Annotated in this window: 15 protein-coding genes; 6 read left to right on the plus strand and 9 right to left on the minus strand. The window is 64.0% G+C overall.

Annotated features, from left to right (window positions below; genetic code table 11):
* Window positions 1-65: 65 nt before the first annotated feature.
* Window positions 66-602, plus strand: a complete 537-nt coding sequence (gene ppa / locus AC1RNN_RS03420) for an inorganic diphosphatase (RefSeq protein WP_493085967.1) — start codon at window positions 66-68, stop codon at window positions 600-602.
* 97 nt (window positions 603-699) lie between these two features.
* On the opposite strand, the gene AC1RNN_RS03425 is transcribed toward ppa, so the two are convergent.
* The gene (locus AC1RNN_RS03425; RefSeq protein WP_493085966.1) at window positions 700-1,527 is read right to left on the minus strand and encodes an esterase/lipase family protein; all 828 of its coding nucleotides are present in this window, start codon (window positions 1,525-1,527) and stop codon (window positions 700-702) included.
* An 8-nt stretch (window positions 1,528-1,535) separates the two neighbouring features.
* The gene (locus AC1RNN_RS03430; RefSeq protein WP_493085964.1) at window positions 1,536-3,110 is read right to left on the minus strand and encodes a wax ester/triacylglycerol synthase family O-acyltransferase; all 1,575 of its coding nucleotides are present in this window, start codon (window positions 3,108-3,110) and stop codon (window positions 1,536-1,538) included.
* Between the two features lie 157 nt (window positions 3,111-3,267).
* Between AC1RNN_RS03430 and AC1RNN_RS03435 the strand changes: the two genes are divergently transcribed.
* Window positions 3,268-5,352: a methyl-accepting chemotaxis protein gene (locus AC1RNN_RS03435; RefSeq protein ID WP_493085962.1), complete on the plus strand. Its 2,085-nt coding sequence runs from the start codon at window positions 3,268-3,270 to the stop codon at window positions 5,350-5,352.
* Between the two features lie 6 nt (window positions 5,353-5,358).
* Here the strand turns inward: AC1RNN_RS03435 and AC1RNN_RS03440 are convergent, their stop codons facing one another.
* Entirely contained in the window at window positions 5,359-6,528 is a 1,170-nt protein-coding gene (locus AC1RNN_RS03440) for a GNAT family N-acetyltransferase (protein WP_493085961.1), read from the minus strand.
* A 62-nt stretch (window positions 6,529-6,590) separates the two neighbouring features.
* Between AC1RNN_RS03440 and AC1RNN_RS03445 the strand changes: the two genes are divergently transcribed.
* On the plus strand, window positions 6,591-8,267 hold the full coding sequence (locus tag AC1RNN_RS03445; RefSeq protein ID WP_493085960.1) for an NAD+ synthase: 1,677 nt from the start codon (window positions 6,591-6,593) through the stop codon (window positions 8,265-8,267).
* Between the two features lie 43 nt (window positions 8,268-8,310).
* A complete protein-coding gene (locus AC1RNN_RS03450; protein WP_294768676.1) occupies window positions 8,311-8,649 on the plus strand; it encodes a P-II family nitrogen regulator in 339 nt (112 codons plus the stop codon).
* A gap of 15 nt (window positions 8,650-8,664) precedes the next feature.
* Here AC1RNN_RS03450 and AC1RNN_RS03455 read toward each other — a convergent pair whose 3' ends face one another.
* From AC1RNN_RS03455 to AC1RNN_RS03480, 6 genes are read right to left on the minus strand one after another with little or no spacing between them, the layout of a single operon-like run.
* Window positions 8,665-9,252, minus strand: a complete 588-nt coding sequence (locus tag AC1RNN_RS03455; protein ID WP_493085958.1) for an LOG family protein — start codon at window positions 9,250-9,252, stop codon at window positions 8,665-8,667.
* A complete protein-coding gene (locus AC1RNN_RS03460; protein ID WP_493085956.1) occupies window positions 9,249-9,656 on the minus strand; it encodes a diacylglycerol kinase in 408 nt (135 codons plus the stop codon). The genes AC1RNN_RS03455 and AC1RNN_RS03460 overlap by 4 nt, the downstream gene beginning before the upstream one ends.
* A 17-nt stretch (window positions 9,657-9,673) precedes the next feature.
* A complete protein-coding gene (locus tag AC1RNN_RS03465) occupies window positions 9,674-10,201 on the minus strand; it encodes an RDD family protein (RefSeq protein WP_493085954.1) in 528 nt (175 codons plus the stop codon).
* A 51-nt stretch (window positions 10,202-10,252) separates the two neighbouring features.
* Window positions 10,253-10,891 carry a DUF3106 domain-containing protein gene (locus AC1RNN_RS03470; RefSeq protein ID WP_493085952.1) on the minus strand — a complete coding sequence of 213 codons (639 nt, stop codon included), beginning with the start codon at window positions 10,889-10,891 and terminating at the stop codon, window positions 10,253-10,255.
* 31 nt (window positions 10,892-10,922) lie between these two features.
* Window positions 10,923-11,360 (minus strand): DUF3619 family protein, encoded by a 438-nt coding sequence (locus tag AC1RNN_RS03475; RefSeq protein ID WP_493085950.1) that lies wholly within the window; start codon window positions 11,358-11,360, stop codon window positions 10,923-10,925.
* Window positions 11,357-11,962, minus strand: a complete 606-nt coding sequence (locus AC1RNN_RS03480; RefSeq protein WP_493087065.1) for an RNA polymerase sigma factor — start codon at window positions 11,960-11,962, stop codon at window positions 11,357-11,359. The genes AC1RNN_RS03475 and AC1RNN_RS03480 overlap by 4 nt, the downstream gene beginning before the upstream one ends.
* 232 nt (window positions 11,963-12,194) lie before the next feature.
* Between AC1RNN_RS03480 and AC1RNN_RS03485 the strand changes: the two genes are divergently transcribed.
* Both AC1RNN_RS03485 and ilvN read left to right on the plus strand, forming a co-directional pair.
* Window positions 12,195-13,973, plus strand: coding sequence for an acetolactate synthase 3 catalytic subunit (locus AC1RNN_RS03485; protein ID WP_493085948.1), 1,779 nt, complete (start codon window positions 12,195-12,197; stop codon window positions 13,971-13,973).
* 138 nt (window positions 13,974-14,111) lie between these two features.
* The gene (gene ilvN, locus AC1RNN_RS03490; RefSeq protein WP_094478519.1) at window positions 14,112-14,603 is read left to right on the plus strand and encodes an acetolactate synthase small subunit; all 492 of its coding nucleotides are present in this window, start codon (window positions 14,112-14,114) and stop codon (window positions 14,601-14,603) included.
* Window positions 14,604-14,641: the final 38 nt, after the last annotated feature.

Raw genomic sequence — 14,641 nt, forward strand, 5'->3', positions numbered from 1 at the left:
CCAAGTCAGTAAAATCCGGGTTAATCCCTAGGTTTCCGTTTTAACTTCACATCAAGAGAACAAGCATGTCCCTCGACAACGTCACCCCCGGTAGCAAGGCCCCCGAAGCGTTCAACGTCATCATCGAAATCCCCATGAACGCCGACCCCGTCAAGTACGAGGTGGACAAGGCCACGGGCGCCATCTTCGTGGACCGTTTCATGAGCACCGCCATGCACTACCCCACCAACTACGGCTATGTGCCCAAGACCATCTCCGGCGACGGTGACCCGGTCGACGTGCTGGTGATCACCCCCGTGCCCCTGATTCCCGGCGTCGTGGTGCCCTGCCGCGCCATCGGCATCCTGAAGATGACCGACGAAGCCGGTGAAGACGGCAAGGTGCTGGCTGTGCCCGTGGACAAGATCCTGTCCCTGTACACCCAATGGCAAAAGCCCGAAGACCTGAACCCCTTCCGCCTCAAGACCATCGCCCACTTCTTCGAGCACTACAAGGATCTGGAAGAAGGCAAGTGGGTCAAGGTGCAGGGCTGGGAAGGCCCCGAAGCCGCCAAGAAGGAAATCATGGACGGCATCGCCAACTACAACAAGCAACAGGCTTGATTGGCGGTTAGGAGGCGAAAAGGCCTCTAGTCCTCGTAGATACTGCGCAAGCAGCTATCAAAAGAAGAGCGATCCCCGCAAGGTGGTCGCTCTTTTTTCATTCCCGTTCCGGATCGGGGAAGACCCACTGCTGCAGCCGGCCCTCGCGCTCAAACGGTTTCCACTGCCCCGGCGCCTGCGCCAGCCGGTCGGCCACCACCCACCAGACGCTGGGGTTCACCCCCAGGCCGATGTGGCTGGCGAACACCTCCACGTTCTCGGTGCGCGGATTGCTTGTGCTGGCGGCCTGCAGGCTGGCGGACCAGGCCACCACACCGTCGGTGCGCGAGTAGATGGACGTGGTGGGCACGGGCGGCGCGGCTGGCAGGTCAAAGTTTTCCACCTCCTGCGCAATGCTGCGGCCGCTGGTGAGCTCGTAGAGGCGCCAGGCGTTGGTGCTCTTGTGCGAGCCGGCAAAGGGCGTGCCCAGGGTGATGACGCTGCGCACATGCTGGGGCAGCTCCTTGGCCAGCTCGCGGGCGTAGATGCCGCCCAGGCTCCAGCCCACTAGGCTTACCGGCTCGCCGCTGGCTTCGGCCGTTTCCTGTACTTGGCGCTTGGCGGTTTCCAGTACACCGGCGCGTGGGCCGAAGTTGTAGCCCTGGTTCCAGCCCGAAATGTCGTAGCCCAGATTGCCCAGGTAGCCGCGCAGGGGCAGGGTGGAGCCGTCGCTGGCCGAGAGCCCGGGGAACACGATGACCGGATGGCCATCCCCCGCGGGGGCCTTGGCCAGGGCCGGCCAGCTGGGTAGCACCGCCCACAGCTCCCAGGGTGCGCGCAGCTCCAGTGCCATCAGCCAGGCATTGGGCGGCGGTGCGTGTTCCGGGGTGCTGGTCTTGCGGGCTGCGCGGGTGCGCGAGGAGGATGCGGAAGAGGCTTTGGCCATGGGCAGGGTCAGGCGGCGCGGGCCGCTCGTTTGCGGGGAGAGGACTTCGCTGGCACGGTAGCAGCTTTTGCCCGTTGGGCCCCTGTGCGTGGTGTGGCTTTAGGCGTGGCTCCCTCTTTTTTCGTCGCCTTGGCGACTGGGGCGGGCGCCTGGGCTGCTGCCAGCAGGGCCCGGCCTTCCTCAAATGCGTCCACCAGGGCCTGGGTAAGGTCTTGCACTTGCGGCACGGCCGCCTGGTCGGCGATGACGCCAAAGTCCACGCTGCCCGCGTAGGTCTGGATGGTGATGTTGAGTGCAATGCCGTGGACCACGATGGACATGGGGTGGAAGGTGAGCATGCGGGCACCAGCCAGGTACAGGGGTACACGCGGCCCGGGCACATTGCTGATGACCAGGTTGGCCATCATGGGCAGGCGCTTGGACAAACCGGTGACGCTGTAGGTCTTGAACGCCGCCTTGGCCACGCCGCCCACGATCCACGGCGCCAGCAGCGACGGGTAGTCCGTGGGCAGCATGCTCTTGAGGTTGCCCATGGCGGTCTTCACCTTGGCGGTGGATTCCATGATGGCCTGCAGGCGTTTGAGCGGGTGCGCCAGGTGCGTGCCCAGGCTCACCACGGTCATGGAGGCTTGGGTGGCGTACTCGGTGTTGCCTTCCTCGCGCAGGCTCACCGGCATGGCCGCCAGCAGGGGCTTGCGCGGAATGCTGCCGTGCTGCGCCAGATAGCGGCGCAAGGCGGTGGCGCAGATCCACAGCACGATGTCATTGAAGGAGCCGCCCACGGCCTGGGCCATGGCGCGGCAATCCTCGAAGGACACGCTGGCGGTGGCAAAGCTGCGCGCGGTGCCGACGGCGACGTTGAAGTCCGTCAGCGGCGCCAGCGCAATGGGCGACTTGGCGCGCAGGCCCCGGCCGCTGCCTTGCAGGCTTTGCTGGGCCACGGTGCCGCCCAGGGCCTGGGCCGCCTGCGGCAGGGTGCGCACCAGCTTGGCGTACTGCGCCAGCGAGTTGGAAAACACTGCCCCCAGCATCTGGCCCACACCGGGGCGCGCGGCCCGTGCGCTTTTGCTGCTGGGTGGTGGCACTGTGCGTGGTACGGGGCCTATATCCAGCATGGCCTGGGCCAGTACCGTGCCCGCTTTGCCGTCCAGCGTGGCGTGGTGGATCTTGGAGTACATGGCGCCGCAGACGGTGCCGTCCGGGCAGCGCACGCGGTCAAACACATGGAATTCCCACAGCGGGCGGCTGCGGTCGATCAGGCCGGTGTGCAGCTCGGCCGCGTGTGCCTGCGCCTGGGCCAGCGTCAGGGTGCGGCCCTTGACCTTGCGGATGTGGAAGTCCAGGTCCACCTCCGGGTCCGGCAGCCAGACCGGGTGGCCCAGGTCCAGCGGCATGAAGCCCAGCTTGCGCGTGAACACGGGGGCCAAGTGCATGCGCTGGCCAATGTGGGCGTGGATGGCCTTGTGCAGGCTGAAGCGCGGGGTCTCGGGCAGGGCGTAGAGGCAGAACGATCCCACGTGCATGGGGGTTTGCGGGGTTTCCAGGTAGAGGAAGGTGGCGTCCAGGCCGCTCAGTGTTTGCATGGTGGGCTCTCCTGCGTGCAGCGTAGCAGTGCCCGGTGTCGCGCAGGGCTAGGGTTTGCCAAGGGCGCAATTCTGGTCCCCGGGGCTGCAGGGCGTGTGTATGATGAATTGCAAGGCCCCACGGCTCGGGTGCCCCCAACTTCACAGGAGCGCGACGATGGCGATTGGTGTGATGACGTCCCTGCGCGGGAAAATCGTGGCCGTGGTCGGCCTGCTGGTGGCAGCGGGGCTGCTGGGCCTGTCGGCCACCAATGTCTACACGGCCCGCAGCCACGCGCTGCAGTCGCTGGAAGACCAGACCAAGGCGCTGTCCCGGGCGCACGCGGCCGGGGTGGGAGACTGGGTGGCCGCGCGCAAGCAGGTGGTCAAGTCCTTTGCTGGCGCCGTGCCCGAGGCCGATCCCCTCAAGTTCCTGCAGCAGGCCAAGATCGCTGGCGATGTGGACACGGCCTACATTGGCTACGCCGACAAACGCACCGCCTTCTCCAGCCCGCAGACCCTGCCCCCCGACTACGACCCCACCTCCCGCCCTTGGTACCAACTGGCCGCCAAGGCCTCAGAGCCGGTGGTGACGGAGCCCTATTTGGACGCGGGCACCAAGAAGTTGGTCATCACCTTTGCCTCTGCCGTCAAGGATGGCGCCCAGGTGTCGGCCGTGACGGCGCTGGATGTGTTCATGGATGGCGTGGTGCGCAATGTGGCTTCCATCCGCCCCACGCCGGGCACCTACGGCCTCATCGTCGGCAAGGACGGCAAGATCGTCGTGCATGAAGACACCTCGCTGGCCATGAAGCCGGTGACGGACATTGCGCCCGACTTGGGCGCCGCCGCCGTGGAGGCGCTGGCCAGCGCCGGCACACTGCGCGACGTCACCATGGGTGGCGAGTCGCGGCTGGTGTACGCGCAGGCGATTCCGGGGACGAGCTGGACCCTGCTGGTGGCGCTGAACCGTACCGAGGCTATGAGCGGTGTGACGGCGCTGGTCTGGTCGTCTGCCGCGTGGAGCGTGGTGATTGCCGTGATTGCGGTGCTGGTGATTGGCGGCGTGCTCACCCAGGTGCTGGGCCGGCTTGTCGTGCTGCGCAATGCCATGCAGGACATTGGTTCGGGCGAGGGAGATTTGACCCAGCGCATTCCCACCGCGGGCAGTGACGAGTTGGCCGAGATTGCCGCAGGCTTCAACCAGTTTGTCGAGAAGACGCAGGGCGTGCTGCGCCAGGTGCGCACCAGCGCCGACAGCGTGGCCAATGCCAGTGCCGAGATCGCCCAGGGCAATAACGACCTCAGTGCCCGCACCGAGCAGCAGGCCAGCGCGCTGGAGGAGACCGCCGCCTCCATGGAGGAGTTGGGCTCCACCGTGAAGCAGAACGCCGATTCCGCCCGCGAAGCCAACCAGCTCGCCATGAGCGCCTCCACGGTGGCCGTGCAAGGCGGCGATGTGGTGGGCCAGGTGGTCGAAACCATGAAGGGCATCAACGAGAGCAGCCGCAAGATCGCCGACATCATCAGCGTGATCGATGGCATTGCCTTCCAGACCAACATCCTGGCGCTCAACGCTGCAGTGGAAGCTGCACGTGCGGGCGAGCAAGGCCGCGGCTTTGCCGTTGTTGCCTCTGAAGTCCGGTCTCTGGCCGGTCGTAGCGCCGAGGCAGCCAAGGAAATCAAGGCCCTGATTGGTGCCAGTGTGGAGCGCGTGGAGCAGGGCACCACGCTGGTCGACAAGGCCGGCACCACGATGACGGAAGTGGTGACCAGCATCCGTCGAGTGACGGACATCATGGGTGAGATCAGCGCCGCCAGCAGCGAACAAAGTGCGGGCGTGGCCCAGGTGGGTGAAGCGGTGACCTCCATGGACCAGACCACGCAGCAAAACGCGGCGCTGGTCGAACAGATGGCTGCGGCCGCATCGAGCCTGAAGGCCCAGGCGCAGGACCTGGTGCAGGTGGTGGCCGTGTTCAAGCTGGGCAACGAGCCTGCGGGCCATGCCCCGGTGGCACACCTGCCGGCCAAGGTGCGCTCCAGCGCGCCCAAGCCCGTGGCCTTCAAGGGGCCGGAGCGCCGTGGGGACGTGAAGCCGGCGCCGACCGCAGCGGCGCGGGCACCGGCTGGCAAGACCCCCACAACCAAGGCCAAGGCGCCGCCCGCGCCGGCGGCAGCGGCCCATCCGCCCACCACCGTGGTGCCCAAGACCAGCACCAAGGTTACCCCCAAGGGCGGGGACGACGATTGGGAAACCTTCTGACAGCGCTTAGGCCGGCTGCCTGAATGGGGAGCGCTGGCCCAGGTCGTCCAGGTAATGGCCGATTCCCTGGCCCTCGCGCTCCAGAAAGCGGGCCACGGCGTCGGCAAAGGCCGGGTGCGCCAGCCAGTGCGTGCTGGTGGTCTTGACCGGCATCAGCGCCCGCGCCATCTTGTGCTCGCCCTGCGCACCACCCTCAAAGCGCTGGTAGCCATTCGCCATGCACCATTGCAGGGGCTGGTAGTAGCAGGCCTCGAAGTGCAGGCAGTCCACCGGCTCCAGTGCGCCCCAGTAGCGGCCGTAGGCCACCCTAGTCCCCGTGGAATGTGCGCTAACAGCTATCAAACTGCTAGCAATGGGGCGGCCGTTGCGCTCTGCCACAAACAGCAGCCAGTTCTCCGGCATGGCGCGGGCCATGCGCGCAAAAAAGTCGCGGTTCAGGTAGGGCGGGTTGCCGTGTTCCAGGTAGGTGCGCTCGTAGCAGCGGTAGAAAAAATCCCAGTCGGTCTCTGAAATCCCGGCGCCCTGCGCGTGGCGAAACGTCACGCCGGCCTCAGCCACCTTGCGGCGCTCCTGGCGGATCTTCTTGCGCTTGTCCTGTGCCAGGCTGGCGAGGAAGCTGTTGAAGTCCGCGTAGCCAGGGGCAGTGTTCTGCCAGTGGAATTGCACAGTGTGGCGCTCCATGAGTTTGGCGGACGCGCTGGCCTGGACATCGTCATCGCTCGCAAACAGCGTGTGCAGCGACGAGGCGCCTACGTCTTCGCACCAGTCCACCACCGCCCGCAGCAGCGCGGCGCGCGCCTGAGCGTCCCGCGCCAGCAGGCGCGCACCCGGCACGGGCGTAAACGGCACCGCAATCACCGCCTTGGGGTAATAGGGCAGGCCGTGCTGCTCGTAGGCGCTGGCCCAGGCCCAGTCGAACACGTATTCACCGTAGGAGTGGTGCTTCAGGTAGACCATGCAGGCCGCCTGCAGCGCGCCGTCGGCGTGGAGGGTGATGCACTGCGGCGTCCAGCCCGTGGCGGGGCTGGCGCTGCCGCTGTCTTCCATGGCCGCTAGGTAGGCGTGGCGCATGAAGGGGCTGGGCTGGGCCTGCGCGGCCAGCAGCGCGTCCCAGGCGACAGCGTCCACGCCGTGCACCGAGGGGTGGACCCCGATGACATAATCGACTTCATCCATGGCGCGCACCCTGCGCGATGACCGCGCCCGCGGCGCGGCCCTGAACAACTGTTGGCTGGTTCATGACTCTTTCACTGTGCGTGGCACAACTCAATTTCATCGTCGGCGATCTGGACGGCAACGTCAAAAAAATCGTCGATGCGGCGCACCAGGCTTACGCCGACGGCGCCCGTCTGCTGCTGACCCCCGAACTTTCCATCTGCGGCTATGCCGCTGAAGACCTGTTTCTGCGTCCCGCCTTCATCGCCGCCTGCGATGATGCCGTGAAAGCTGTGGCCCAGCAGCTCGCCGGGTTAAAAGGCCTCAGCGTGGTCGTGGGCCACCCCACGGGCGGCGACAGCCGCACACGCTCCACGGCGGTGCAACAGCGCCACAATGCCGCCAGCGTGCTGCGCGAGGGCCAGGTGGTCGCCACCTATGCCAAGCGCGAGCTGCCCAATTACCAGGTGTTTGACGAGCGTCGCTACTTCACACCTGGCAACGGCGTCTGCGTGTTCACGGCGGGCGAGGGCGCCGATGCGGTCAAAGTCGGCCTGCTGATCTGCGAAGACGCATGGTTTGAAGAACCCGCGCGCCTGGCCAAGGAGGCTGGCGCCGAACTGCTGGCCGTCATCAACGCCTCGCCCTTCCACGTGGGCAAGGGCTATGAGCGCGAGGCCATGATGGCCCAGCGCTGCCAAGCCACGGGCCTGCCCCTAGTCTACGCCCACCTGGTGGGCGGGCAGGACGAGGTGGTGTTTGAAGGCCATTCGTTTGCGCTCAATGCTGACGGTTCGGTGGCTGGCCGTGCCCCGAGTTTCAAGGAAAATCTGTTTCCAGCCCAGGTGGAGCGTGCGCCAGCAGCTATAAAAATCGTAGCGACTGTGGAGCCCGAGCGCAGTCCCGAGGCGGACCTGTGGGATGCCCTGGTGCTGGGCGTGCGCGACTACATTGGTAAAAACGGCTTCCCCGGCGCCTTGCTGGGCCTGTCCGGCGGTATCGATTCGGCCCTGGTGCTGGCGGTGGCGGTGGACGCGATTGGCAAGGACAAGGTACGCGCCGTGATGATGCCCTCGCCCTACACGGCCGACATCAGCTGGATCGACGCGCGCGACATGGCGGCCCGTCTGGGCGTGTGTTACGACGAAATTTCCATCGTTCCCGAATTCGAGGCCTTCAAGGCGTCGCTGGCGCCGCACTTTGTCGGTCGGGCGGAAGACACGACGGAAGAGAACATCCAGGCCCGCATCCGCGGCACGCTGCTGATGGCGCTGAGCAACAAGTTCGGCAGCATTGTGCTGACCACCGGCAACAAGAGCGAAATGGCCACGGGCTACTGCACGCTGTATGGCGACATGGCTGGCGGCTTTGCCGTCATCAAGGATCTGGCCAAGACCACGGTGTTCAAGCTGTGCCGCTGGCGCAATCTGCATGACCCGTATGGCACTAGCGCGGAACCCATCCCCGAGCGCATCATCACGCGCCCGCCCAGTGCCGAGCTGCGCCCCGACCAGAAGGACCAGGACAGCCTGCCGCCCTACGAGGTGCTGGACGGCATTCTGGAGCGCTACATGGAGAACGACGAAAGCATCGAATCCATCATTGCGGCCGGGTTCGAGCGGGCTGATGTGGAAAAGGTGACCCGCCTCATCAAGATCAACGAGTACAAACGCCGCCAGGCGCCCGTGGGCATTCGCGTCACGCACCGCAGCTTTGGCAAGGATTGGCGTTATCCTATAACCAGCAAGTTCCGGGCGTGAGTCCGCAGCCTTCGCCCGTTCATTCCCTTACCGAGACAAGACCATGAAACAGATCACCGCCGTCGTCAAACCGTTCAAACTCGAAGAAGTCCGCGAAGCGCTGGCAGATTGCGGCGTGACCGGCCTGACTGTGACTGAAGTGAAGGGCTTCGGGCGCCAGAAGGGCCATACCGAGCTCTACCGCGGTGCCGAGTACGTGGTGGACTTTCTGCCCAAGGTGAAGGTGGAAGTGGTCGTGAAGACCGAAGACGTGGACCGCTGCGTGGACGCCATCGTCAAGGCCGCCCACACCGGCAAGATCGGTGACGGCAAGATTTTCGTGACTGCCGTGGAACGCGTGATCCGCATCCGCACCGGCGAGCAGGACGAGTCTGCCGTTTAAGGCCAGATCCTCGGCCTAGATATTTTCTAGCCGCGGCGCCAAGCTCAGGCCCGCAGCCTGTACCAGTTCAGGCAACAGCACCTTTGGCGTGTTGCCCACCCGCACCAGCCCCATCTGCCACTCGCCCAGAAAGCCCTGGGTGATGGTGGTGCCCATGAAATCCATCAGCCCCTGGTAATAGCCTGCCGTATTGAGCAGGCCGATGGGCTTGTCGTGGTAGGCCAGCTGGCGCCAAGTCCAGACCTCGAACAACTCTTCCAGCGTGCCGATGCCGCCGGGCAAGGCCAGAAACGCGTCGGCGCGCTCGGCCATCATGCGTTTGCGGTCATGCATGGTGTCCACCACGTGCAGTTCGGTGCAGCCCCGGTGCGCCCATTCCTTGTCCACCAGCGCCTGCGGGATGATGCCCACCACGCGGCCACCGGCCTGCAGCGTGGCATCAGCCACCGCGCCCATGAGGCCGTTGTGGCCACCGCCATAGACGAGCTGGCCGCCGTGTGCCGCAATCCAGCGGCCCACTTCGCGTGCCACCTCCATATAGGCGGGGTCTGCTCCGGGGCGCGAGCCGCAGTAGACGCAGAGGGAGAAGGCGGGCGCGCTCATGCGAAAAAGCGCTGGCCCAGTGCTGCCAACCAGATACCCGCGCAGACCAGCAGGCTCAACAGCACCGCGGCACTACCCATATCCTTGGCGCGTTTGGAGAGGTCATGCCACTCGGGACCCACGCGGTCGATGGCGGTCTCGATGGCGGTGTTGAGCAGTTCCACCACCATGAGCAGCAGCACGCTGCCGGCCAGCAGCGCGACCTCCACCCAGCTGCGGCCCAGCCAGAAGGCCAACGGCACCAGTACAAAGGCGGCGATGCATTCCTGGCGAAAGGCGGTTTCGCCCCAGCCGGCGCGGAGTCCGGCCAGCGAGTACCCAAAGGCGTGCCACACGCGGTTCAAGCCGGTGCGTTCTTTTTGCGGATTGACCGGAGTGTCAGCAGACGACAAGGTAGGTTCCATGAAGAAGAGGGGGCCGCTTAGCGGCTCAGGGGCGGGGAGGTGACTAGCCGGGTACCCGCCAGAGCGTCGTGCCAGAACTGGCGTTGGGGGTGAAAGCGGCTCAGCAGGGCCCAGACGGCAATCCAGCCCAGGGTGATGACGGTCATCTCCGCCGCGTTGAGGTGAAACGGGGCCACGGCAGCCAGCGGCGGTAGAAACCAGACCCAGCTCAGCACATAGCGGCCCAGGGCCCGCAGTTGTGTCACGCGCTGGCCTTGGCGGTCCACCAGGCGGATGTTCCAGGTTTTCATGGCCAGAGTTTGTCCATGGGCCCAGAACCAGGCGAAATAGATGCCAAAGATGACGAAAACAAAGGCCTGCAAGCCATGGCGGTTGTCCATCGCGTTGCGCGTCTGGCTGAGCGTGCCAAACAGGTAGCCGGCCAGAAATACCACGCCAAACAGCAGAATGCCTTCGTACAGCCAGCAGGCCATGCGGCGGCGCAGGCTGGGTGCATTCAGGGGCAGGGGAGGCGGCGAAGCGGGCAGGGTGGGGTCAGACGACATGGGCCCCGATTGTAGAGAGGGGCCTGTGGGGCCCAAGCTTGCCGGCGCTTATTAATTAGAGGGCGCCATGACCGGCAGCAGCGTATTGGGGTCAATCGCTTGCTGGGCGGTGAAGCGGGCCCGGTCTGCCTCGGGCGACAGCCGGGTAACGGGGACCGGTGTGAGCTTGCTGGGCGGGACGAGTTTGGCGCTGACGGCCGCACCGGCCGGCTTTCCCGGCGTCTTCTTGGCCAGGCGGCTCTTTTCTTCCGGAGTCAGGGCCTTGTAGGCCTCCCAGTTGGCGGCGCGCTGCTCGGGCGTGACTTTCTTGACTTCGGCAAAGTTCAGGCGCGCCATTTCGCGGTCGCGTGGCTTGAGCGCAGCCCACTCGGCCATGCGGCCATGCATCTTGGTTTGTTCTGCGGGGCCCAGCTGTGGGTAGTTTTTGGCTAGCGCAATCCATTTGCGGCGCTGGCCGTTGCTCAGGTTGGGCCATGCCGCCTCAAGCGGTTGCAGGGATTGGCGCTGTACGGTGCTCAGATCCTTCCAGTCCAGCGCCACGATAGGGGTGCTGAGACTGGTTGCAGGTGGTGGAGTTACGGCTGCGGCTTGCGCCCAAGCGCCCAGCGGTGCCAGCGCAGTGATCAGGCATGCCACAAGCCCGGCAGCGAAGGCAGGGCGGGAGAAGGGTGGCAGCGTGTGCAGGGGCATGGAAGGCTGTGGCGGCGCAGAGAGGTAACGATTATTCAGAACGGTTGACGCGCAGATACTGGGCAAAACCCGGATCGGTGAAAGCGTCTGGGGGCAGGTCGTCGGTCAGCAGTTCCACATCCACGTCCGCGATTTCCTGTGCGCGGAAGTCGTCCTGCACAAAGTCGATGGTGACCAAGCCGGCGACCAGGGCCAGCAGGGGAAGCCAGGCACCCAGCATGCGCCATACGCCGCGCAGCTCGCCACCCATTTGCAGCGCAGCCGTGCTGCCACCGCTGTGGACCACGGCTGAAGCCAGACGCACATGGGCCTGGCGGCGCTTTTCCAGCGCCAGCATGCGTGCCGCCTTGAGCCGCTCGCTGACTTCGTGGGGAAGTTGCTGGCTGGCGTCGTTCAGACGAGACGCAATGGCGCGTCCCAGGTCGTCCTGACCAGAGAAAGGGGGCTTGGCGTGTCGAATGCTTGTCATAGTCGTATTCCCTTGGCCTTGAGGGCGGCACCCAAGGCATGAACCGCTCGTGAGCAGTGTGTTTTGACACTTCCCTGGGAGCATCCCATGGCGGCGGCCGTCTCCGCAACGTCCATATCCTCCCAGTAACGCATGAGAAAGGCTTCTCGTTGACGTGCCGGGAGCTCCAGAATCTCGGTTTCTATCGCCCGCAAGGTCTGTGCCCGCTCCAACTGAGTTTCCGAACTCTCGTTTTGTTCCGGAACACTCTCCGAATGCAGGGTTTCCAGCAGGTCAAAGTCGCCTTCTTCGCCCGCGGTTTCGAAGTCGCCCATGTTCGAAAACAGGGCGTTATGGGTTTTTTGGCGGCGAAACCAGTCCAGTGTGCAGTTGGAAAGGATGCGCTGAAACAGCATGGGCAGCTCTTCTACGGGCTTGTGGCCGTAGTGCTCGGCCAGTTTCATCATGCTGTCCTGCACGATGTCCAGGGCTGCCTGGTCGTTGCGTACGTGGTAGACCGAGCGCTTGAAGGCCCGTCCTTCGACGCTTTTCAGGAAATCGGACAGCTCTTGTTCGGTAGCCAAGCGGTGGGTCTTTTGATGCTGAAAGTAGGCTTGCGCCAGTGCGCAAGCGCCCGGATTATGGCATTGCAAATGCCCGCAGCGGACCGCTGGCTGCGGGGCGGGTCAAAAGCAGTGCGATAATGCGGTCTGCAAATCAAAAGGCAAACGGGTCCCGGTCCGGCGCAATATTCGATGCGTCCATGGCTTGGATCTCAAGTTCCGACACGACTTCACAAGAGTTTGCGTAGGGGCACCCAAGGTTTTTCGTTAGAGAAATTCACAAAGGTTCATCATGGAAATTACAAAAGCTGAAATCGCTTCGGCATCTTCTGCGTCCAAATCTTCTGCTGTGCCCGAACTGCGTGGCGCCGAGGTTTTGGTCAAATCCCTGCAAGCCGAGAACGTGAAATACATCTGGGGCTACCCCGGTGGTGCGGTTTTGCACATTTACGACGCGTTTTACAAACAAGACACGATTCAGCACGTGCTGGTGCGCCACGAGCAGGCTGCGGTGCACGCCGCTGACGGCTACGCACGCGCCACGGGTGACGTGGGCGTGGCCCTGGTCACCTCCGGCCCCGGCCTGACGAATGCGGTGACCGGTATCGCCACGGCGTACATGGACAGCATTCCCATGGTGATCATCAGCGGACAGGTCCCCACGCACGCCATCGGTCTGGACGCCTTCCAAGAATGCGATACCGTGGGTATTACCCGCCCCATCGTGAAGCACAACTTCCTGGTCAAGGACGCCAAGGACATGGCCGAGGTCATGAAAAAGGCGTTCCACATTGCGCGCAGCGGCCGCCCCGGCCCCGTGGTGGTGGATATCCCGAAGGACGTGTCCTTCAAGAAGGTTCCGTACCACGGCTACCCCGAGACCGTGGAAATGCGCTCCTACAACCCGGTGCGCAAGGGCCATGGCGGCCAGATCCGCAAGGCCCTGCAGCTGTTGCTGGCAGCCAAGCGTCCCTACATCTACACCGGCGGTGGCGTACTGCTGAGTAATGCTTCGCAAGAGTTGCGCACGCTGGTGGACATGCTGGGCTACCCCTGCACCAACACGCTGATGGGCCTGGGCGCTTATCCGGCCAGCTCGTCCAAGTTCCTGGGTATGCTGGGCATGCACGGTACGGTGGAAGCCAATAACGCCATGCAGAACTGCGATGTGCTGCTGGCCGTAGGCGCGCGTTTTGACGATCGCGTGATTGGCAATCCCAAGCACTTTGCGCAAAACGAACGCAAGATCATTCATATCGACATCGATCCTTCGAGCATTTCCAAGCGCGTGAAGGTTGATATCCCGATCGTGGGCGACGTGAAGGATGTGCTGACCGAGATGATCAGCATGATCCGTGAAGGCAGTGTCAAGCCCGACGCCAACGCGCTGGGCGCCTGGTGGGACACGATTGAAGGCTGGCGCAAGCGCGACTGCATGAAGTACAGCCGTGGCAATGGCGACGTCATCAAGCCCCAGTACGTGGTGGAAACGCTGTGGAATATGACCAAGGATGGCGACACCTACATCACATCCGACGTGGGGCAGCACCAGATGTGGGCTGCGCAGTACTACAAGTTTGACGAGCCACGCCGCTGGATCAATTCCGGTGGTCTGGGCACCATGGGTGTGGGCATTCCCTATGCCATGGGCATCAAACTGGCCAAGCCGCAGGCCGAAGTGTTCTGTATCACTGGCGAAGGCTCGGTGCAGATGAACATCCAGGAACTGTCCACCTGCCTGCAGTACAACACGCCAATCAAGATCTGCTCCCTGAATAACCGCTATCTGGGCATGGTGCGCCAGTGGCAAGAAGTGGAGTACGAAGGCCGTTACAGCCACAGCTACATGGACGCGCTGCCCAATTTTGTGAAACTGGCAGAGGCTTATGGCCACGTCGGCATGCTGATCGAACGTCCAGAAGACGTCGAGCCGGCATTGCGCGAGGCCCGCAAGCTCAAGGACCGCACGGTGTTCATGGACTTCCGGACCGACCCCACGGAGAACGTGTTCCCCATGGTGCAGGCCGGCAAGGGCATCACCGAGATGCTGCTGGGCGCGGAGGATCTTTAAGCCCGTTCTGAACGTTTTGATGACCTAGCCCGCATGAACATTGCGCGAGCTGCTATCATTTTTGAATGAATCTATTGTCTGCCGAGCTGTACGGTTACCGCCGTACGGGGAGGGCAGCGAAAAGAGGAATCACTTTTCATGAAACACATCATTGCAGTTTTGCTGGAGAACGAGCCCGGCGCTCTCTCCCGCGTGGTGGGCCTGTTCTCGGCCCGTGGCTACAACATTGAATCGCTGACCGTGGCACCCACGGAAGATGCCAGCCTGTCGCGCATGACCATCCAGACCACGGGTTCGGATGACGTCATCGAGCAGATCACCAAGCACCTGAACCGTCTCATTGAGGTGGTGAAGGTGGTGGACCTGACCGAAGGCGCCTACATCGAGCGAGAGCTCATGATGGTCAAGGTGCGTGCGGTGGGCAAGGAGCGTGAGGAGATGAAGCGCATGGCGGATATCTTCCGCGGACGCATCATCGACGTCACGGAGAAGAGCTACACCATTGAACTCACGGGCGATCAGTCCAAGAACGACGCATTCCTCGAAGCCATCGAGCGTGCGGCGATCCTGGAGACGGTGCGTACCGGCTCCAGTGGCATCGGCCGTGGCGAGCGCATTCTGCGGGTTTGATTTCGGTTTTCCTGTGTGTGCTTCGGCTGGCTCACCAC

It is taken from the genome of Rhodoferax sp. GW822-FHT02D07 (genome assembly GCF_058802405.1).

Bases quoted from the DNA above. Each gene is read 5' to 3' on its own strand.
- AC1RNN_RS03430 (WP_493085964.1), bottom strand. From the start codon at position 3,110: ATGCAAACACTGAGCGGCCTGGACGCCACCTTCCTCTACCTGGAAACC.
- AC1RNN_RS03435 (WP_493085962.1), top strand. From the start codon at position 3,268: ATGGCGATTGGTGTGATGACGTCCCTGCGCGGGAAAATCGTGGCCGTG.
- AC1RNN_RS03470 (WP_493085952.1), bottom strand. From the start codon at position 10,891: ATGCCCCTGCACACGCTGCCACCCTTCTCCCGCCCTGCCTTCGCTGCC.
- AC1RNN_RS03475 (WP_493085950.1), bottom strand. From the start codon at position 11,360: ATGACAAGCATTCGACACGCCAAGCCCCCTTTCTCTGGTCAGGACGAC.
- AC1RNN_RS03455 (WP_493085958.1), bottom strand. From the start codon at position 9,252: ATGAGCGCGCCCGCCTTCTCCCTCTGCGTCTACTGCGGCTCGCGCCCC.
- AC1RNN_RS03440 (WP_493085961.1), bottom strand. From the start codon at position 6,528: ATGGATGAAGTCGATTATGTCATCGGGGTCCACCCCTCGGTGCACGGC.
- AC1RNN_RS03460 (WP_493085956.1), bottom strand. From the start codon at position 9,656: ATGGAACCTACCTTGTCGTCTGCTGACACTCCGGTCAATCCGCAAAAA.
- ilvN (WP_094478519.1), top strand. From the start codon at position 14,112: ATGAAACACATCATTGCAGTTTTGCTGGAGAACGAGCCCGGCGCTCTC.
- AC1RNN_RS03485 (WP_493085948.1), top strand. From the start codon at position 12,195: ATGGAAATTACAAAAGCTGAAATCGCTTCGGCATCTTCTGCGTCCAAA.
- AC1RNN_RS03465 (WP_493085954.1), bottom strand. From the start codon at position 10,201: ATGTCGTCTGACCCCACCCTGCCCGCTTCGCCGCCTCCCCTGCCCCTG.
- AC1RNN_RS03445 (WP_493085960.1), top strand. From the start codon at position 6,591: ATGACTCTTTCACTGTGCGTGGCACAACTCAATTTCATCGTCGGCGAT.
- AC1RNN_RS03450 (WP_294768676.1), top strand. From the start codon at position 8,311: ATGAAACAGATCACCGCCGTCGTCAAACCGTTCAAACTCGAAGAAGTC.
- AC1RNN_RS03425 (WP_493085966.1), bottom strand. From the start codon at position 1,527: ATGGCCAAAGCCTCTTCCGCATCCTCCTCGCGCACCCGCGCAGCCCGC.
- ppa (WP_493085967.1), top strand. From the start codon at position 66: ATGTCCCTCGACAACGTCACCCCCGGTAGCAAGGCCCCCGAAGCGTTC.